This window comes from Tunturiibacter gelidiferens (assembly GCF_051013345.1).
Taxonomy (GTDB): Bacteria; Acidobacteriota; Terriglobia; order Terriglobales; family Acidobacteriaceae; genus Edaphobacter; species Edaphobacter gelidiferens_A.
Genome location: NZ_CP132939.1, coordinates 1,293,305 through 1,311,363 on the forward strand (window position 1 = coordinate 1,293,305; position 18,059 = coordinate 1,311,363).

Below are 18,059 nucleotides of genomic sequence, written 5' to 3' on the forward strand. Positions count from 1 at the left end.
GCCCGTAATGATGAAAGTCTCTCTTCGCTCCGCCTGTACCGCATCGGCCCTTACTGTTTTGCTGCTGGTCGGCGGATGCCATCGCCACCGCAAGTCGAAGTCTCAACCCAATACGACGGCCTACGCGGATAAGCTGCACGAGATGGTCGAGAAAAAGTGCTGCCGCCCGAGAAGGTCGACACCACCAAAGTCCCCAATCTCCGCTGGCCGAACTTCTCCGACTACGAATCCATCGTGGCCACCTTCTATGACGATCGCAACTACGAGGTCGCCTGGACCCGCGACGGAGCGCCCACCGCCTCCGCGAAGGGTTTTATCCAGGCTTTTCAGGACGCCGCATCGAAGGGCCTCATTCCCGAAGACTACGACGCGCCGCGCTGGGCCGACCGCGTGCAGGCGCTCGACAGTAAATCCGAAGACGCCATCTCGCTCTTCGATGTAGCGATGACAGTCAACGTCATGCGGTACATCTCCGACCTGCGCATAGGCCGCGTCAACCCGTCGCACTTCAACTTCGAGATTCCCGTACAGGACAAGAAGTACGACCTCGCCGAGTTCGTCTCCGACAACGCCGTAGACGCAGCCGACGTGCCCAAGCTGATCGCCGGCGTAGAACCTGACTCCGAACAGTACCGCCAGACCGAAGCTGCACTGTCACACTACATGGATCTCGCGAAGCAACAAGGTCAGACGCAAACAGAGCCATTGCCCACAGTCGCCAAGCCAGTTGCCGCCGGTGGCGCTTACCCCGCACTACCCGCCCTGCTTGCCAGACTCCAGCTCGAGGGCGACGCCCCATCCGGCTCCACCCTCGCGTCTCCCACCACCTTCGACACCTCCCTCTCCGACGCCGTCAAGCACTACCAACATCGCCACGGTCTCGCCGCAGACGGCAAGCTCACGCCGCAGACGATCACGTCCCTCAACGTCCCGATGGCCTTCCGCGTGGCCCAGTTGCAGGACTCCCTCGAGCGCTGGCGTTGGCTCCCCGAGCCTTACCTGCACGCACGCCTCATGGTGAATCTGCCAGAGTTCGTCCTGCGCGGCTTCGACCCCGACCACAAGCTCGACTTCACCATGCGCGTCGTCGTAGGCAAAGTGATGGGCCAGCACGAAACCCCTGTGTTTACGCACATGATGAAGTACCTCGTCTTCCGACCCTACTGGAGCGTCCCAGTCGACATCGCGCGCAAAGAGCTGGTGCCGCACATCGAGTCCAATCGCGGCTACCTCGCCAGCAAGAACTTCGAGGTCACCAACAACAAGGGGTAGTCCAAACCGACTACACCGCCCACCAGGTTGCGCAGGGAGCCGTGATGGTGCGCGAAAAGCCCGGCCCGAAGAACTCGCTTGGCCTGGTCAAATTCATATTCCCCAACCAGTACGACATCTACCTTCACTCCACCCCTGCCGTCTCGCTGTTCGAGCAGACCAGACGTGACTTCAGCCACGGATGCATCCGCGTTCAGAAACCCGCCGACCTCGCCGCCTGGGTCCTCCAGGGCCAGGGCGACTGGGATCTCGAGAAGGTGCAGGAGGCCATGAACAGCGGCCCGGACAATAAGACCGTCAGCCTCAAAACTCCTCTGCCGATCGTCATCTTCTATCTCACCGCTATCGTCGAGGACGGCGGCGAGGTTCACTTCTTCGACGACGTCTACGGCTACGACTCCGAGATGCAGAAGGTCTTCTCCAAGGGACCGCCTTATCCGGTCAAGCACGAGCCCATCGTGCCCAAAACCAAGGAGGGCGACACGGCCTAGCACCGTGTAAACTGCTGTCCTGAAATCAGGAGAGAAAGCATGCCAGCTGCAAACTTCAACGCCAGGGTAGACATGTACATCGCGAAGTCCAGGCCCTTCGCGCAGCCGATCCTGGAGCATCTACGCGAGCTCATGCATAAGGGCTGTCCACGCGTCGAAGAGACCATCAAATGGAGTATGCCGTTCTTCGAGTATGGCGGCGTCATCCTCGGCAACATGGCAGGATTCAAAGAGCATTGCAGCTTCGGCTTCTGGGGCAAAGAGATCGGCGCCGTGTTGACCGAGGCCGGCATCGTCCAGCGCGGCGGCATGGGCACGCTCGGCCGCATTGCGAGCATCAAAGACCTGCCGTCCGACAAGCAGATGCTCTCTCTCATCCGGCAGGCCACAGCCATCATCGACCGCGGCGAATACACCAGCCCCATGGCAGCCAGAGGCAAAGTCGTAAAAGCTCCGAAGCCCGCGGTCGAAGCGCCTGAAGAACTCACCGCCGCTTTGAAGAAGAACAAGAAAGCTGCCGCAGTCTTTGCGGCCTTCAGCCCAAGCTGCAAGCGCGAGTACACCGACTGGATCGCCGACGCCAAGCGTCCCGAGACACGCGAAAAGCGCATCGCAACTGCGGTCGAATGGATGGCCGAGGGCAAGCAGCGCAACTGGAAGTATCAGCTCTGCTAAGGGCTCCTCGCCAGCAGATTCGCCTCATCGCTCACGACCGCTGCCGGACCGAAACGCCCTCTCATGCATAAAATTTTCAGGATGTATTCTTTCGCGACGCTATAGACTTGCTGCGATGTCTTCCCTACCCAGGCCAGCAATCACGAACGAAGATCGAATGCACCCTGTCGTTCCGAAAAGCGCACCCCTCGATGCCGCTCTCTTCCGGCGAAGACTGATGAGCTGGTACCGGACCCACGCACGCGAACTCCCCTGGCGCAACATCAGCGATCCTTATCGGACCTGGCTCTCCGAGGTCATGTTGCAGCAGACGCGCGTCGCCGCCGTCATCGAGCACTATCAGAGCTTTCTCCGACGCTTCCCCACCATCCTTGCTCTCGCGCTCGCGCCCGAGACCGAAGTTCTCGCCCTGTGGTCGGGCCTTGGCTACTACCGCCGTGCCCGCATGCTGCACAAAGCCGCGCAGTTCCTCACCGAAGAACGAGGAGGCATCCTGCCCAGCACCTCCGCAGAGCTGCGAACTCTTCCCGGCATCGGCGAGTACACCAGCGCAGCGATCGCCAGCATCGCCTTCGGAGAAAGTATCGCTGTAGTCGACGGCAACGTGGAGCGAGTGTTGTTGCGCCTCACCGGAAGGCCAGAGCAAAGAGACGCCGCCGGTCGAGCCTTCGTCCAGAAACAGGCGTCTGCCCTCGTACCCAACCGGCGCATCGGCGAACAAACCAACGCCGCCGGCGATCACAACCAGGCCATGATGGAACTCGGTGCGACGATCTGTCTGCCGAAGGCTCCGCTCTGTCTTAATTGCCCTGTCTATGCGATGTGCAAAACTCGTGGCGAGCACCTCACACCGCCGCGAGGCGGGCAGCTCAGCCGTCCCGCAGCGTATCTGCTCAGTCTGCGAAAGCGCGGCACCCTCACCGAAGTTCTCCTGCAGCTTCGCGCCGAGGACGCCAGCCTGATGCCGAACATGTACGAGTTGCCACCGCTTCCGCAGGATGCAGTCCAGGGCCGAGAACCTATGTTGCGTCTCCGGCACGCCATCACAAACACGAACTACTACGTGCAGGTCTACGCTGCCAGCGGACCGCAGGACCGTGGACTGCGCCGGGCCGTTCCGGCAGCAAAGAGAGATCTGCACTGGGTCCTGACCAGCAGGCTGAATTCAAAGCCCTTGACCGGGCTGACCCGCAAAGTCCTTCAGCGTCTCGGCGTCATGAAGGTCGACCTGCCGAACCTGCCGGGAGTGAAAACGACTTCGCCCGCGAGGTGAAGAAGCGTTTATCGGAATCGTTCTTTTAGTCCCCAATTAGTGCATCTGCGAAGACAGCTTTTTGCAACAGAAGCCTGCGGCAGAATCGAGCCGGGAATGCCGCGGACCTTCCCGTTGGTTCCATTCGCCGACCGCGTCCCACTCCCTAGCTGCATCAACAACGGATGCTGCAACGTTACGATCAGGGCTGTTGCGGGCGTCTTGCCGGTGCACATGTAGCTGTGGATCGTATTGGCGTCGAAGTAAATCGCATCCCCAGCCTCCACATGGTGGATCGTCTCGCCATGCCGCACATCGAGTGTGCCCGAGAGCAGGTAGAGAAACTCGCACCCGACGTGCTGGTGTGCGCGTGGCGAACGGCCCTCCTTCTCCGGCAGAAACTCCGCGAAGTAAGGATCGAGCTGACGATCGGGAACCAGGTACCCCAGGCTCTCGAAGAAGTAGGCGGGATCATCGGCCCCGGTCTGCGGCAGGCGCACACGCTCATGGCGGCGATGCACCCGGAACAGGGTCTGCGGCTCCGGATCGAAGAAATAACTCAGGTCTTTCGAGAACACCATCGCAATGCGGGCCAGGTTGCGCAGCGTCGGCACCACACGTCCCGTCTCCAGTTGCGACAGAAAGCTCGCCGACAATCCTGTATGGCGACCCAGCTCCACCAGTCCCATCGACTTCTTCAGCCGCAGGTGTTTGATGCGTTCCCCGATGCGCTTTTCAGCGATGAACGACTCAGCTGCCTCGCCATCGACCTGGAGGTGACGGACGTTTACGGTCGAGTTAGCTTCGCCGCCGGGGATGAAGCTATCGGTTTGTACTGAGATCTCGGCAGTGGCAAGGGAAGGGGAAGAAATTGTTTTGCTCATAAGGTTATTCGCTACGCCAACAGACGTTGAAACCCAATCAAAAGATGTCCGGACTGGCTCACTTTTGGGTTGGATGCGAATTATTTGCCTACACAGGGTCCTTCTCGAAAAAGAGTTAAGCCTTTAGTCGGTGGTGCCGAGATGTGGATTAGGATGAGCACAAAGAAAACACTATGAAAAGGCCTTCTGGGGGCAAAAATCTCGCGAAAGTGAAGGCTGGCCTGAAAAAGGCGAACTATCACCCCTGCCGCAGCGCCTTCAAAGTCTGGCTCTGCCGCTAGGCTTCACTTTCTTGGGATATTAGAGCCGCCACGCGTCTCTCAGAGATGCGGACTCTCCTTCTTGTAAACCAACGTCGTCTTCTTTGGAATTTGAAAGTAGTTATCCCCCGCTCCCAACGCCAGATTCGCACCCAATCCAAGGAGCCCACCCATGAGCCTACCTTTGAGATTACCTCCCTTGGCCGCCGCTCCGAGCCCGAACGTCACGATGTTGCTAATAACATTATTGGTTACCGCCTGCGTGAACCCATAGCCCATCTGAGATCCCACGGTTGGCCTGAAACGGCAGCTGCCCTCTTCGTGCCAATCACTTTGGCAAATCCGGCACTTTCTCTGAATGACGGACCCTCTGCTCCGCTGAATGGCATTCTTTGGTATTGCGATCCGATTTCCGATCGGAGGTAAAAAGCCACGCTGGACGGACCTCCCGTTCGGTGCCAGCTTCGCCTGGGTCAGGCTCATTTGAGGGCGGTACGGCGGCGGTACGGCCTGTCGTACTCCCCTGCTTTGGGGCGCGATCGCCTGCGAAGGACTCTGGGCAGGGGTCGGGCGATACACACTAGGCGCTACGACTCCCCTGTCTTACGCTGTACCGGAAGCAGTGGAGCGCCGGGTGAAGCCGACACTCGCAAGGGAGCAGATCCAGGGTTTGGCCTACTCGACTGCTGAGGCCGATACACTTGCGGCGGCGAGCACGTCACACTAAAGACATTCTGCTGACTATGCGGGAACATTGAGGAACCGAAGGGCGAATAATGATGAGACGGTTTTGGATACACGCAACCTCGACCAGAACAAGTGCGGCTTGCAAGATCCTACTACACTAGGGCATATCGACAGTGCCAGTTCGTCGCCATGCAGAAATGTGCTCGTGGTCCACACCACTGTCGCCACGCCATTTCCATGGCCGATTGTTATGGTTGCGGTTGTCGTTGATGTCAAAACTTCATCACAACTTCGAACAAGGTGTGCGGCGTCCTGGCATCTCGACTCGTCATCCGCGTGGGAGGGCTCTGCTAACGGCGCACCCGGTGCAGGTCCGGACATAGGCTCTCTGACTCCCTGGCCTATGATGGTCACAGACCAATGAAGTTTTCGTTCATCCCCTGCCATTCGCAGCTCCGGCGATGGTCATCCCGCGGCGCCGTCGCGCTATCGATCGTGTTTGCTGCAGGCTGCGCCAGTCCCGGGCCGCCTCACGCCCCCTCCTCGATCTGCCCGAGGTCGTCAAGGACCTTACCGCCGAGAGGGTCGGCGACACGGTCACTCTTCACTGGACGACCCCGGACAAGACGACCGATCGCATTGCAATCAAAGGCACAATCACAGCAGAGATCTGCCGCATCTCTATCCCGGTCACGCCTTTGGTCCCCCTTCAACTCCCGCATGTGCTGTAGCGAAGCGCCTCCCAGTACAGAGCGGACCGAGTCAGGCGGAAGAACTTCTTCCTCCATCGCTGACGGTAGATCCGGCCTCCCTCCTGGCCTACCGGGTGCAGCTCTTCAACGCCCACGGGCGCTCCGCAGGCTCTTCCCCGGAGGCCTTCGCCGCTGCCGGCGCTGCCCCTCCGCCAGTCGAGCAGCTCCGAGCGACATCCACCCGCGAAGGCATTCAGCTCGAGTGGATGCAGCGGAAGGACGCCGCACCGGGATACTCTCAGGTGCAGCTTGACCGCCATCTGGTCGCGCCCTCGCCTACGTCTGCAACTCCTGCCCCGGTTAATTCAGCCTCTTCCACCGCCCCTAAACCTACGCTCCGAAGCAAATCCAGAAAGACATCCCCTCCCGCGGCATTCGCCTCCGCCAAACCGCAGGCGACGCCAACGACCCCGCCAAAAACTCCGGACGACGTAAAGCTGGAAACTCCGAAACAAGCCGCAGATGCAGGCGGCACGATCGACCAGACGACGCAGAAGGGCGAAAGCTACCGCTACATGGCCAGGCGGGTTCGCGAGATCTCCCTCGCAGGCCGCGCCCTCGAAGTTCGCAGCGTGATCTCCGCTCCGGTCACCGTCGCCATGCTCGACACCTTCCCGCCCGCGATCCCAACTGGACTTGAGGCCGTCCCCGGCGGAGCCACTGCGTCAGACCGTTCCATCGATCTTTCATGGACGCCCAACACAGAGATCGATCTTGCCGGATATAGTGTGTATCGACAGGAAGTTACCTCGACAGGCCAAGTTGCGGGATCAGCAACGCGCCTGAACCCATCCCCGATCGTCGGCCCTGCCTACCGCGATCAAACCGCTATTCCCGGTCATCGCTACGCCTATCGCGTTACCGCAGTCGATGCCACCGGAAACGAGAGCGCCCCAAGCGGGGACGTGCAGGAAACACTAAGGGAGCAATAAAAAACACATGCGTTACTGTAAGTACCTGTCGGCTGAAAACGGCACCTTTCTCCCTCGCTACGCCCTCGTCGAGAAGCGCAATGGCATCCTCTGGGCCACGCTTCCCATGCAAGCCCCACAGGAAGACCTCAATACCCGCATCCTCGGCGGAGTCCCCATCCCAACCCTCGCCGTCGACTTCGAACCCACCCCGCTCGACGACCTGCATCTCCTTCCCCCGGTCACCCCTTCGAAGATTCTCTGCGTGGGCCGCAACTACCGCGACCACGCCGCCGAGCTCGGCAACGAAGTCCCCGCCGAGCCCCTCCTCTTCCTCAAGCCGCCCTCCTCGCTGCTCGGCCCCAAAGGCACCATCCGCATTCCCGCCCTCTCCAACCGCGTTGATTACGAAGGAGAACTAGGCATCGTCATTGGCCGCCGCTGCTACAGGATCGGCCCCGACGAAGACGTCCGCCCCTACATTCGCGGCTACGTCTGCGTCAACGACGTCACCGCCCGCGACATCCAGAAGTCCGACAGTCAGTGGACACGCGGCAAGGGTTTCGACACTTTCTGCCCCGTCGGCCCCATCGTCTCGGACGAGATCGACCCCGTCGGATTCCCGAACGGACCCGATGCCAAAGCCCCCTCGCCCGTCACCGTAACCACCCGCCTCAACGGCGTCGTCAAGCAGCAGGGCAGCACCCGCGACCTCATCTTCTCCATCGCCGACCTCCTCCGTTACATCACCGCCACCATGACTCTCGAACCCGGCGATCTCATTCCCACAGGAACTCCCGCGGGAGTAGGAGCCGTTCAGCCCGGCGACCGCATCCAAGTGGAAATAGACAGTCTCGGCGTCCTAGAAAATCAGTTTGCCGCCGGATAGCACCTTCCGCGCTCTAACAAACAGCGCAATCGCTCACAGCTTGATAAAATATGCATAACAGCCAAGGAGAAAGATTATGGCATCGTTACTCGAACAGCTTCGCGGATACACCACCGTCGTCTCCGACAGCGGGGACTTCAACGCCATCCAGCAGTTCCGCCCACAGGATGCGACCACGAACCCCTCTCTGATCGCCGCCGCCGCCGAAAAACCTGAATACCAGTCCTTCGTCGACGACGTGCTCAAGAAGATGCGCAAAGAAGCAGGCGCCCACGTCTCGGACAAAGAAGTCGCTGCAGCCGCCTTCCGGCCTCTCGAAGTCGCCTTCGGCCTCAAGATTCTCGACATCGTCCCCGGCCGCGTCTCGACCGAGGTTGACGCCCGCCTCTCCTACGACACCCAGAAGTCCATCGAAGAGGCCCACGCCATCATCGCTCTCTATGACAAGGCCGGCATCTCACACGACCGCGTCCTCATCAAGCTCGCCTCCACCTGGGAGGGGATCCGCGCCGCTGAGATCCTCGAGAAGGAGGGCATCCACTGCAACATGACGCTGCTCTTCGGTCTTCACCAGGCCATCGCTGCGGCCGAAGCCAAGGCCACTCTCATCTCGCCCTTCGTCGGACGCATCCTCGACTGGTACAAGAAAGACACCGGCAAGGACTACAAAGGTGCCGAAGACCCCGGCGTTGAGTCCGTCACCACCATCTACAACTACTACAAGAAATTTGGCTACAAGACGGTCGTCATGGGTGCAAGCTTCCGCAACATCGGTGAGATTACCGAACTCGCGGGTTGCGACCTCCTCACCATCGCACCGAAGCTGCTTGACGAGCTTGAAAAAACCGAGGGCTCACTGCCGCGCAAGCTCGACCCGGCCAAAGCACAGAGCCTGGACATCAAGAAGCTCACGATCGACAAGGCCACCTTCGACAAGATGCACGCCGAAGACCGCATGGCGCACGACAAGCTGAAAGAAGGCATCGACGGCTTCTCCAAGGCCATCGTCGATCTCGAAGTCATTCTCGAAAAGCGCCTCAGCGAGATCAGTGAACCGGCAACTGCAGCTCGCTAGTCTTCACAATTAAACGATTACCTCCCGGCGGCCTCCTCAAAAAGGCCGCCGGGTTGCCTTGGAACAAACTTTATCTCTGACAACCTCTCGCACCTTCGCCTGGTTCTAAACAAGGCAGAGGTGAAAAAATGCACGCTACTAAAATTCTCACCGCAGCCGCAGTTGCCGCTGCCTTCAGCTTTGCAGTAGCAGCTCCTAAAGCGGACGCTCAAATCAGCGTCAACATCGGACCTGCTCCGGCATGCCCTTATGGCTACTATGACTACGCACCCTACAACTGCGCGCCCTACGGCTACTACGGTTCCGAATGGTTCAGTAGCGGTGTTTTTATCGGCACGGGTCCCTGGTTCCACGGCCCGGAACACTTCTCCGGCCACGTCGATAACCACTACCATCCCGAGCACGGATACCACGGCCCATACCCTGCACGTGGCGAGGCCGCACGGCCAGAGAATCACGTGGACCACATGGAGAACTTCCACGGCAACGAGATGCGCGACGGACACGGCCACGCAGACAACGGACACCACTAGTTCGATTCGTTACAAAAACGGTTACAAAAAAGGGCAGAGACCGATGCAACCAGGTCTCTGCCCTTTTTCTTTCACCTCGCGTCACACTTTCATACAATACCGCAACTCTATCTCTGCACACTAACCACCGCTGCCATCTGCGAGTCCGCTACCGCAGGCCGGCCAACCACGGCCTTGGCCGTCTGGACTGCCGGCCTTTGCTTGGTCGCGTACATCCTCTGGTCTGCCACGCGAAGCAACCGGATCGAGTCGTGAGCGTCCTCCGGGTATACGGCCATGCCCACGCTCGCCGACAGCATCATCGGCTTGCCCTCCACCACGATCGGACGGTCCAGCGTGCTCCGCACCGTCTCCAACAGGTGATCCAGCGACTTCCCCGGCTCCACATCCGCCGCCACGATCACAAACTCATCCCCGCCCAGCCGCGCCAGCGTATCCGACGCCCGTACGCCCCTGCGCAGAGTCGCTGATACCTCGCGCAGCACCTGGTCGCCCGCCTGGTGCCCCATCGTGTCGTTGATCTTCTTGAAGCCGTTCAGATCCAGAACAATCAGCGCCAGCCGGTTGTGCGTGCGTTCAGCCCGGTCGAGCGCAATCATCAGCCGGTCCGCAAACAGACGCCGGTTCGGCAGCCCGGTCAACTCATCGTGCAGAGCCAGCCACTCGTTGCTCGAAACCTGCTCCTCCAGCATCACCAGAATCATGCCGATCGAGATCAGCGACTTCTGCATATTCCATATGTGCGAGGCGATATCGGCATACGCGCGATACTGCACAATCCACGGATGCAGAAGCAGGCACAGCGACCAGATCGTGAAGCCGGTCACAATAGCGAGCCTGCCCGTGCTTCCCGTCGGCAACCGCCGCTGGAAGTTCAGCGCCGCGGTCGCGTACACGCAGCACAGGCTCCAGTACACTGCCGCCCTGTAGTCGGAGACGTGGATCAGATATCCCATCGTCATCCACCCACACACATGCAGCACGGCGGCTATCCAACTGCGGCGAAGATACAGCGAGGTCGAAACCCCAATCACCATGCCCGCAGCCATGCACGGGAAGAAGACAATCCCCGTGTCCATGTGCATACCATAGACCGTGCACAACGCCAGCAGCGGCAGCGTATTCAGCGAGAGATAAAGCAACCGCGAAGCCTTGGAGACAGGATAAACTCCCGATGCCCACACAAAGATCATGCCCGTCAGCAGGTAGCAGTCCATCACGATCACATGCAGAATCTTCTGCGGCGGTCCGCTCGGCGCGTAAAACGTATGCGCACCCGCTTCCACCAGCGTAAAGAACAAGCCCAGCAGCCACAGATCGGCGCGCTCCTGAGGATGTCGTTGCCTGAGCAACATCAGGATCACAATCAGGATCATCAACGCCAGAAGATCGGGAAGAAACGCATAGTTCATCTGGGACCCGGGCATCGCCGCACTTGGATTTGGCCGCAACTGCAGCCCGCGCGGGATGCGTTTGTTACCTCTTCGGTGACAGAACGAGTGCCGTCACCTTTAGTCCTCAAACCCTGAACCAGAACAATAGTCCACAAAGCACCATCAGCGCGATGGCAAAAGTCATCTTTTACAAAACTGAGAGACGTGAAGCAGTCCAGAGTGAGAACTGTGCAGAGCCTTCCTGCGATGGGCGGATGGCTGCCTCGGTCAACTCTTCTAAAGACAGCAGAAAAATTACAGAGCAAAATGTCTGACCCTCCCGCCGGGTCTTTGAAACTCACTGCACCTGGTTCGCGGGGGCCCTGGTAACTCGTCGGTCTTACAGAGATGGAAACGCTGTTTGTTGCACAATTATGCGGTATTCCTGAGAAAATCAAACATAAAAATTACGACACAATAGCACTCCGCAATAACCTCCGCAAGACAGCAACTCTGCCCCAAACTTCTCCAACTCAACTCCGCCGGTCTGGTGGATTACTTTCACGTCTGTTTGGTTCTCAAGGACATCAGAGCCGGCGAAAGAGTGATAACGCACTGGTAGTGACCTTCACCTTCGAAACGTTACACAGCAATTCGTTTAGAAACAGGACTCGCCGCGTTGAAGACAAACCGGAGATAGGGAGAGCCATCGATTTCAGTCGATTCAAACCGCCACGCATCCTCACGAAACAGAAAGGGCTGGAGAGCGTCTCCCGCCATCCAGCCCCTTCTTCGCCTAACCCCTCTTCCTGTCTGACTTACCGGTGGCCACCGCCGCCTCCACCGCCTCCGTGAAATCCGCCACCGCCACCACCCTGGAATCCGCCGCCATGGAATCCTCCACCAGCGACCGATGCCCCACGATAGCCTCCGCTGCCGCCACGGAATCCATATCCGCCACGATAGCCGTAGCCGCGCCCATAGAAGCCACGGCCATACACAAAGCCGCCGCCATACAGGTAGTACGGAGAGTAGAAGCCATATCCAAACGGACTGAAGAACGGACCGCCACCCGGCAGCCAGTCATACCCATACAGAGAAGCATCCCACGCCCAACCAGGCGCGAAACCGCCGTAGCCGTACGCCGGACCGTATCCCGCATACTCCGCCGCAAGATCTATGTTCGCCTCACCCAGGTACTGCGAGCGCAACTGACTCCACCGATATAGATCATCCTCCGAGCTTTCCTTGTTGAAGCTCACCGGCTTCACCGCCTCGCCAACGAGCGTGATCTGCTTGCCGCCCTTCACATCCACAGGCTTCACATTGCTCTCGAGGTTCTTGCCGGGATAGACCCCCGCCTTCCCATCGAAGGTGCGCACCGTATTCGCATCTGCGTTGAACTCATACAGCCCGTTCTTCAGGATCTGCGTCTGACCGCCCTTCTGATCGATCAGGATCATGTTCTGCGGGTAGAGCTGATCCGCCTCCACCTCGGCACGCCCCTGCTCCACGCTCACCTCGGTGTGGGTCAGGTCAGGCTTGATCATCTTCACGGTGCTGTTCTTATCCAACCGCAGAAACACGCCCGGCGTCAGCAGCATCTCCGCCTTACCGTCAGCGGTCGCAAGGTACTGACCCGGCTCCACCTCCGCCTGGCCCACAGAATGCGCCGTGACCTGGTGGCCATCGATCGAAGCTTGACCTTCAACATAATTGAGAGTTCCTGGGCGGGCTGGGTTTGCGCCTTGCTGTTGTCCAAAGGCAGGCGTAAACAGAGTCGCCAGGGAAAGTAGAAGAACCGATTTGAGCCCTGACATATTCATAAAACCTCTGTTGTTTAGATGAAACAGAGGACGAAAAGTCACAGTAGGCTCAAACTGTGCCTGACCATTGAACCCGATGTAGCTCAACAAGTTGCTGCCGTTGACCGACGAATGACAACGCCGGGACACTACTTCATTCAAAGACCCCAAAATCTAGCTTTCCAACACCAAAAGCCGCTCGAAAGAGAGCCCTGAGTCAGTTGTAAAAGTTATGTCTTCTCAGAAGCCGTTGAACCAGGCGATCGATCATGAAAATTAAAGTGAAAAAGCTGGCGCATTTTTACGCCAGCTTTTTGCTGCACTTCCAGCCATACAAAACACCACAACGCCACCACGTTTCACCATCCAAAACACCACGTTTGGACACCAAAAAACGCGAAAAACCCTGCAAAAACACCACTCCACCACGCGCTAAAAAAACTACAAGATATACCGAGAAAGATCCTGATCCTTCACGATCGATGCCACCTGCTGCCGCACATACTCCGGATCGACCACGATGACCTTCTCCACGCCCGTAGCAGTCTGCCGCTCAATCACAGGCAGAGGCGGCGACGGCATCTGCAGCTCTGACGTAAGCGACGCAGACACAGGCACTTCGCCGACCACGCCCTCCTCCGTAATCTCCGCCCGCGGACTCTTGAACAGGTCCGGCGCCTGAAAACTGATCTCGTCCAGCACCCTCTCCAGAATCGTGTGCAGCCTCCGAGCCCCAATGTTTTCGGTAGTTTCGTTCACTTTGAAAGCAAACTGCGCCATCTCCGCAATCGCCTCCTTCGTAAACTCCAGCTTCAACCCCTCCGTCTCCAGAAGCGCCGTAGACTGCTTCACCAGAGACGACTTTGGCTCCGTCAGAATGCGAATAAAGTCATTCACCGTCAAGGAGTTAAGCTCAACGCGAATCGGAAAACGTCCCTGCAACTCCGGAATCAAATCGCTGGGCTTCGACACGTGAAACGCCCCGGCTGCAATAAACAAGATGTGATCCGTCGAAACCATTCCGTACTTTGTATTAACCGTAGTCCCTTCCACGATTGGCAGAATATCCCGCTGCACGCCCTCCCGCGAAACATCCGGCCCATGCCCACCTTCGCGTCCGGCAATCTTATCGATCTCATCCAGAAACACAATCCCCGAATCCTCAACGCGCTCCACCGCAAGCCGAGTCACCTGATCCATATCGATCAGCCGGTTCTCCTCCTCCTGCACCAGGTAGTCGAAAGCCTCTGCCACCTTCATCTTGCGCTTCTTCGTGCGCTGTCCAAACAGGCCCGGCAGCATGTCTTTCAGGTTGATATCCATCTCCTCCGAACCCTGATTGGAGATCACCTCAAAGCTGGGCTGGTTGCGGTCGCGTACATCCAGCTCCACTGTGCGCTCATCCAGCTTGCCCTCGCGAAACTGTTGCCGCAGCTTCTCTCTCGTCCTATGCTCCCGATCCCCCGGCTTCTCCTCGGAGTCATCAACCGGCGCAGCCACCGGAAGCTGAATGAGATTGCTCCCTGGCTCGTGCGTGGCCGCAGCAGCAGTCGCAGCAGGTGCTGCGGCAGGCGTCGGAGGCAACAGTAGATCGATCAGCCGATCCTCCGCCGCAAGCTCCGCTTTATCCTCGACCTCTTCCATTTTCTCTTCGCGAACCATGTCGATCGCGATCTCCACCAGGTCGCGCACAATCGATTCGACATCCCGTCCCACATAGCCCACCTCAGTAAACTTCGAGGCTTCCACCTTCAGAAACGGAGAGTTCGTCAGTTTCGCCAAACGCCGAGCGATCTCCGTTTTACCCACGCCCGTCGGCCCAATCATGATGATGTTCTTCGGCATGATCTCATCGGCCAGCTCTGGCGCAAGCTTCTGCCTGCGCATTCGATTACGCAACGCAATCGCCACGGCCCGTTTTGCCGCGTGCTGCCCCACAACGTATTTATCGAGCTCAGTGACGATCTCGCGCGGCGTCATCTCATCGAGTGCGAGTGCCTGATCTTCAGCGGCTCCAGGTAGAAAAATTGCCATAGTGCGGTACTCCTTGTCGCATATCCCAGCGACGAACCTTCTATAAAACTTCTACGAACAGTCGACGCTACTGGCTCGCCGGCACTTCAGACTTCAGCTCTTCCACCGTCATCTGGTCATTGGTGTAGATGCAGATCTGCGCGGCGATCATTAGACTCTTCACCGCGATCTCCCGGGCGCTTAAATCTGTGTTCTCCATCAAAGCTCTCGCGCTGGCCAGCGCAAAACTGCCGCCCGACCCGATCGTCGCGATCCCTTCATCCGGATCGATCACGTCGCCGGTACCCGAGATCAGAAACGTCTGCTTCGGATCAGCCACAATCAACAGCGCTTCCAGCTGACGGAGCATCTTGTCGGTGCGCCAGTCCTTCGCCAGCTCTACGGCGGCGCGTCCCAGGTTGCCGGCGTACTGCTCCAGCTTGCCTTCAAACCGCGCAAACAGCGAGAACGCATCGGCGGTCGATCCCGCAAATCCCGCCAGCACCTTGTCCTGGTACAGGCGGCGGATCTTCTTCGCCGTTCCCTTCATAATCGTCGCGCCAAGGGACACCTGCCCATCGGCAGCCATCACGACCGAGTCGCCGCGGCGCACACAGATCACTGTAGTAGAACGAATTCGCCGCCCCTCGCCCAGATCCAACGGATGGGCAAGACCGGATGGCAGAGTGGATATTTTTGGGCGACAACAGACGACCTGGTGCTGGAAGAGGAGAAAGGCTTCATGGGCAATCTTCAGTATATCGCGCAACGAGCGCCTACTCTCGAAGTAACTCCTCCGTTCCATACCCGGAAAGTTGTGTACTCAGACAGCACCTTCCCCCTCACGATCCCCTTGCCATGGTCTATGCTTTTGGGCAGAGACTGTGTTTGCGCTGATTCCAACTCATCTGCCGCTTGTCCTCCGTTCGCCGCGAGTTCTCATCGGCATTGGAGCAACGACTGCGGCGACGATCGGCGTCGTCAGCTACGTCCTAACCCGCCGCAGGCCCTCTGCCGAAGAGATAGAGCGAGAGCGTCGCGAGTTGCTGGCGCGAGTCGGACGCATCACCGACGGAACCATCATGGACACCATGGTTGCGGAGGTTCGTTGTCCTGCTCTGGACCTTGCAGACGATCCTGAGCCTGTCCGCCAGGGCCCTCTGACACCAGACATGATCGTCTACGTCTACCGCATCGCCGGCGTAACCTACGAGTGCGCTCAGGACGTCACCATGCTCGCCGACCTGGTCCACGGCGTTCGCACCGATCTTCCTATTCAGGTCCGCTATGCCCCGCAAAATCCTGCAAACAGCATCGTCGTAGCTGAGACGTGGAGCGGGCTACGGCTAGGCACCCGCCCACCCGTCCCTTATCCGGCAGAGGACGAGCTCGACAAACCGTTCTAGCTGGTCAGGCTTGCCAGGTCCCCACTGCAGATGGCCTTCACCTTCGACGTAATTTTTTCAATAGGCCACTCCCACCAGCAGAGACGAAGCAACTGGTCAATCGTCGCCGAGTCAAAGCGTTTGCGGATCAGCCTCGCCGGATTGCCGCCAACCACTCCATACGGTTCGACCTCCGACGTGACAACTGCTTCGGCTGCGATGATCGCTCCGTCTCCGACCCGAACGCCAGGCATCAGCGTCGCTCCGTGTCCTATCCAGACGTCGTTGCCGATAATGGTGTCGCCCTTGTTCGGCCAGCTCTCCGGCATCGCCGTCGACCATTCGCCGCCAAACACCGGGAACGGATAGTTTGTCAGCCAGTCCGTCCGGTGATTACCGCCGTTCATGATGAATTTGACTCCCATGGCGATCGAGCAGAACCGGCCGATGATCAGCCGGTCGCCGACGAAGTCGAAGTGATAGAGGACATTACGCTCAAACTCCTCCATCCCTGCCGGATCGTCATAGTACGTGTAGTCGCCTATCTGAATATTGGCGCGCGTGATGTGGTTCTTAAGAAAACCGACGCGGCTCTGGTTCGCTATCGGATAGGGAGCGGCCGCTGAGGGGATTTGATCTGGCATCCGGAAAACAATAGCAGACTGATGGCGCACACATCACAATCCCTCGATTGAACCCAACCCCGGCGCAGACTACACTTGTTCTCATGCACATGGTCGCCACCCCGAATAGCAAGATGCAGCGCGTTCTGCGGCTTTCCATGGTGCTCACGCTGGCGTACGTCGGGGCGACTTTCTACTTCGGGTTGCGGGCACACTCCCTGGCCCTTATCTCTGAAGCCGGACACAACGTCAGCGACCTCCTCGCCATCGTGCTGTCCTTCGTAGCCGTTTATTTTCAGGCACGTCCCGCAACCGATCAGAAGACCTTCGGGTACCAGCGAGCAGGCGTGTTGGCCGCCTTCGTCAATGCCGCAACTCTCATCGTGCTCTCTATTTGGATCGCCTTCGCCGCCATCCATCGTTTCAGCGTGCCGGTCGAGGTGCAGCCGAAGCTGATGATGTACGTAGCCGCCGCTGGCGTGCTGATGAACGGCACCATCGCCACTCTTCTCTGGAAGTTTTCGGGCGACGTCAACATCCGCAGCGTCTTCCTCCATATGCTGGGCGACACGCTCTCCACCGCCGCAGTGATCGCCGGAGGCGCCGCTATCTTCTTCACCGGCATGTCGTGGATCGATCCCGTGCTCTCTATCTTGATCGCCGGAATGATCCTGTGGAGTTCGATCGGCATCATTCGCGAGACCCTGAATATCCTGCTCGAAGGTACGCCGCGCAATCTCGAGCTCGGGGAGATTCGTCAGGCCATGGCCTCGGTCGACGGTGTCCTCAACGTTCACGACCTGCATGTCTGGAGCCTTGGCTCACAGTCCCACGCGCTCGCGAGTCACGTCACCATCGCCGAGATGCCCATGTCGGAGTGCAGCAGCATCCTCGCAGACATCAAATGCGCCCTGCGCGATCACTTCCACATCACCCACACGACTATCCAGTTTGAGATCACCGGCTGTGAGACTACGCATGGCTGCGCTGCGCCTCCCGAGCTAGAGGCAATTGGTGCCCACAGTCACGGGCATGACCATCACGGCCACGCTCACTGATAAGTCCTCCCGGACGGGGCCGCTGCGCGCGGTGCGGTCACTTCGTGACTTCTATACCTTGTGATTGTGATCCTCCCGTTGGTCGGAATTGAATTCTCTTCCGACCAACGGGAGGATCTAT

General features: G+C 58.9%; 18 protein-coding genes. 11 read left to right on the forward strand and 7 right to left on the reverse strand.

Annotation, left to right across the window (positions count from 1 at the left end):
* The first annotated feature begins 156 nt into the window (after positions 1–156).
* From RBB80_RS06295 to RBB80_RS06310, 4 genes are all read left to right on the forward strand, one after another.
* Positions 157–1,272, forward strand: coding sequence for a L,D-transpeptidase family protein (locus RBB80_RS06295; RefSeq protein ID WP_433967390.1), 1,116 nt, complete (start codon positions 157–159; stop codon positions 1,270–1,272).
* 44 nt (positions 1,273–1,316) lie between these two features.
* Positions 1,317–1,763, forward strand: coding sequence for a L,D-transpeptidase family protein (locus RBB80_RS06300; protein ID WP_433967391.1), 447 nt, complete (start codon positions 1,317–1,319; stop codon positions 1,761–1,763).
* 39 nt (positions 1,764–1,802) lie between these two features.
* Positions 1,803–2,438: a YdeI/OmpD-associated family protein gene (locus RBB80_RS06305; RefSeq protein ID WP_433967392.1), complete on the forward strand. Its 636-nt coding sequence runs from the start codon at positions 1,803–1,805 to the stop codon at positions 2,436–2,438.
* Positions 2,439–2,595: 157 nt separating this feature from the next.
* Entirely contained in the window at positions 2,596–3,711 is a 1,116-nt protein-coding gene (locus RBB80_RS06310; RefSeq protein ID WP_433967393.1) for an A/G-specific adenine glycosylase, read from the forward strand.
* Positions 3,712–3,719: 8 nt separating this feature from the next.
* On the opposite strand, the gene RBB80_RS06315 is transcribed toward RBB80_RS06310, so the two are convergent.
* Positions 3,720–4,574, reverse strand: coding sequence for a helix-turn-helix domain-containing protein (locus RBB80_RS06315; protein ID WP_433967394.1), 855 nt, complete (start codon positions 4,572–4,574; stop codon positions 3,720–3,722).
* A gap of 320 nt (positions 4,575–4,894) precedes the next feature.
* Complete coding sequence (locus tag RBB80_RS06320) at positions 4,895–5,113, reverse strand: hypothetical protein (RefSeq protein ID WP_433967395.1); 219 nt, start codon at positions 5,111–5,113, stop codon at positions 4,895–4,897.
* A gap of 869 nt (positions 5,114–5,982) precedes the next feature.
* On the opposite strand from RBB80_RS06320, the gene RBB80_RS06325 reads away from it, so the two are divergent.
* The 5 genes from RBB80_RS06325 (at position 5,983) to RBB80_RS06345 (ending at position 9,681) form a co-directional block, all read left to right on the forward strand.
* Positions 5,983–6,252 carry a hypothetical protein gene (locus RBB80_RS06325; protein WP_433967396.1) on the forward strand — a complete coding sequence of 90 codons (270 nt, stop codon included), beginning with the start codon at positions 5,983–5,985 and terminating at the stop codon, positions 6,250–6,252.
* 95 nt (positions 6,253–6,347) lie between these two features.
* Entirely contained in the window at positions 6,348–7,205 is an 858-nt protein-coding gene (locus RBB80_RS06330) for a fibronectin type III domain-containing protein (RefSeq protein WP_433967397.1), read from the forward strand.
* 7 nt (positions 7,206–7,212) lie between these two features.
* The gene (locus tag RBB80_RS06335; protein ID WP_433967398.1) at positions 7,213–8,073 is read left to right on the forward strand and encodes a fumarylacetoacetate hydrolase family protein; all 861 of its coding nucleotides are present in this window, start codon (positions 7,213–7,215) and stop codon (positions 8,071–8,073) included.
* Positions 8,074–8,149: 76 nt separating this feature from the next.
* Positions 8,150–9,148, forward strand: coding sequence for a transaldolase (locus RBB80_RS06340; RefSeq protein WP_433967399.1), 999 nt, complete (start codon positions 8,150–8,152; stop codon positions 9,146–9,148).
* A gap of 128 nt (positions 9,149–9,276) precedes the next feature.
* Positions 9,277–9,681, forward strand: coding sequence for a hypothetical protein (locus RBB80_RS06345; RefSeq protein WP_433967400.1), 405 nt, complete (start codon positions 9,277–9,279; stop codon positions 9,679–9,681).
* Between the two features lie 107 nt (positions 9,682–9,788).
* Here RBB80_RS06345 and RBB80_RS06350 read toward each other — a convergent pair whose 3' ends face one another.
* From RBB80_RS06350 to hslV, 4 genes are all read right to left on the reverse strand, one after another.
* The gene (locus tag RBB80_RS06350) at positions 9,789–11,108 is read right to left on the reverse strand and encodes a diguanylate cyclase domain-containing protein (RefSeq protein WP_433967401.1); all 1,320 of its coding nucleotides are present in this window, start codon (positions 11,106–11,108) and stop codon (positions 9,789–9,791) included.
* Positions 11,109–11,872: 764 nt separating this feature from the next.
* The gene (locus tag RBB80_RS06355; protein ID WP_433967402.1) at positions 11,873–12,874 is read right to left on the reverse strand and encodes a FecR domain-containing protein; all 1,002 of its coding nucleotides are present in this window, start codon (positions 12,872–12,874) and stop codon (positions 11,873–11,875) included.
* A 426-nt stretch (positions 12,875–13,300) separates the two neighbouring features.
* Positions 13,301–14,893 (reverse strand): ATP-dependent protease ATPase subunit HslU, encoded by a 1,593-nt coding sequence (gene hslU / locus RBB80_RS06360; RefSeq protein ID WP_433967403.1) that lies wholly within the window; start codon positions 14,891–14,893, stop codon positions 13,301–13,303.
* Positions 14,894–14,960: 67 nt separating this feature from the next.
* Positions 14,961–15,641: an ATP-dependent protease subunit HslV gene (gene hslV / locus RBB80_RS06365; protein ID WP_433967404.1), complete on the reverse strand. Its 681-nt coding sequence runs from the start codon at positions 15,639–15,641 to the stop codon at positions 14,961–14,963.
* 115 nt (positions 15,642–15,756) lie between these two features.
* Between hslV and RBB80_RS06370 the strand changes: the two genes are divergently transcribed.
* Positions 15,757–16,278, forward strand: coding sequence for a hypothetical protein (locus tag RBB80_RS06370; protein ID WP_433967405.1), 522 nt, complete (start codon positions 15,757–15,759; stop codon positions 16,276–16,278).
* On the opposite strand, the gene RBB80_RS06375 is transcribed toward RBB80_RS06370, so the two are convergent.
* Complete coding sequence (locus RBB80_RS06375; RefSeq protein ID WP_433967406.1) at positions 16,275–16,901, reverse strand: CatB-related O-acetyltransferase; 627 nt, start codon at positions 16,899–16,901, stop codon at positions 16,275–16,277. The genes RBB80_RS06370 and RBB80_RS06375 overlap by 4 nt on opposite strands.
* Before the next feature lie 83 nt (positions 16,902–16,984).
* On the opposite strand from RBB80_RS06375, the gene RBB80_RS06380 reads away from it, so the two are divergent.
* Complete coding sequence (locus tag RBB80_RS06380; protein ID WP_433969532.1) at positions 16,985–17,938, forward strand: cation diffusion facilitator family transporter; 954 nt, start codon at positions 16,985–16,987, stop codon at positions 17,936–17,938.
* Positions 17,939–18,059 lie beyond the last annotated feature (121 nt).

What these genes read in the sequence shown, in the direction of transcription:
- RBB80_RS06335 (WP_433967398.1), top strand. Translation starts at nt 7,213, where the DNA reads ATGCGTTACTGTAAGTACCTGTCGGCTGAAAACGGCACCTTTCTCCCT.
- RBB80_RS06350 (WP_433967401.1), bottom strand. Translation starts at nt 11,108, where the DNA reads ATGCCCGGGTCCCAGATGAACTATGCGTTTCTTCCCGATCTTCTGGCG.
- RBB80_RS06310 (WP_433967393.1), top strand. Translation starts at nt 2,596, where the DNA reads ATGCACCCTGTCGTTCCGAAAAGCGCACCCCTCGATGCCGCTCTCTTC.
- RBB80_RS06305 (WP_433967392.1), top strand. Translation starts at nt 1,803, where the DNA reads ATGCCAGCTGCAAACTTCAACGCCAGGGTAGACATGTACATCGCGAAG.
- RBB80_RS06315 (WP_433967394.1), bottom strand. Translation starts at nt 4,574, where the DNA reads ATGAGCAAAACAATTTCTTCCCCTTCCCTTGCCACTGCCGAGATCTCA.
- hslU (WP_433967403.1), bottom strand. Translation starts at nt 14,893, where the DNA reads ATGGCAATTTTTCTACCTGGAGCCGCTGAAGATCAGGCACTCGCACTC.
- RBB80_RS06375 (WP_433967406.1), bottom strand. Translation starts at nt 16,901, where the DNA reads ATGCCAGATCAAATCCCCTCAGCGGCCGCTCCCTATCCGATAGCGAAC.
- RBB80_RS06340 (WP_433967399.1), top strand. Translation starts at nt 8,150, where the DNA reads ATGGCATCGTTACTCGAACAGCTTCGCGGATACACCACCGTCGTCTCC.
- RBB80_RS06300 (WP_433967391.1), top strand. Translation starts at nt 1,317, where the DNA reads ATGGTGCGCGAAAAGCCCGGCCCGAAGAACTCGCTTGGCCTGGTCAAA.
- RBB80_RS06325 (WP_433967396.1), top strand. Translation starts at nt 5,983, where the DNA reads ATGGTCATCCCGCGGCGCCGTCGCGCTATCGATCGTGTTTGCTGCAGG.
- RBB80_RS06320 (WP_433967395.1), bottom strand. Translation starts at nt 5,113, where the DNA reads ATGGGCTATGGGTTCACGCAGGCGGTAACCAATAATGTTATTAGCAAC.
- RBB80_RS06355 (WP_433967402.1), bottom strand. Translation starts at nt 12,874, where the DNA reads ATGTCAGGGCTCAAATCGGTTCTTCTACTTTCCCTGGCGACTCTGTTT.
- RBB80_RS06380 (WP_433969532.1), top strand. Translation starts at nt 16,985, where the DNA reads ATGCACATGGTCGCCACCCCGAATAGCAAGATGCAGCGCGTTCTGCGG.
- RBB80_RS06345 (WP_433967400.1), top strand. Translation starts at nt 9,277, where the DNA reads ATGCACGCTACTAAAATTCTCACCGCAGCCGCAGTTGCCGCTGCCTTC.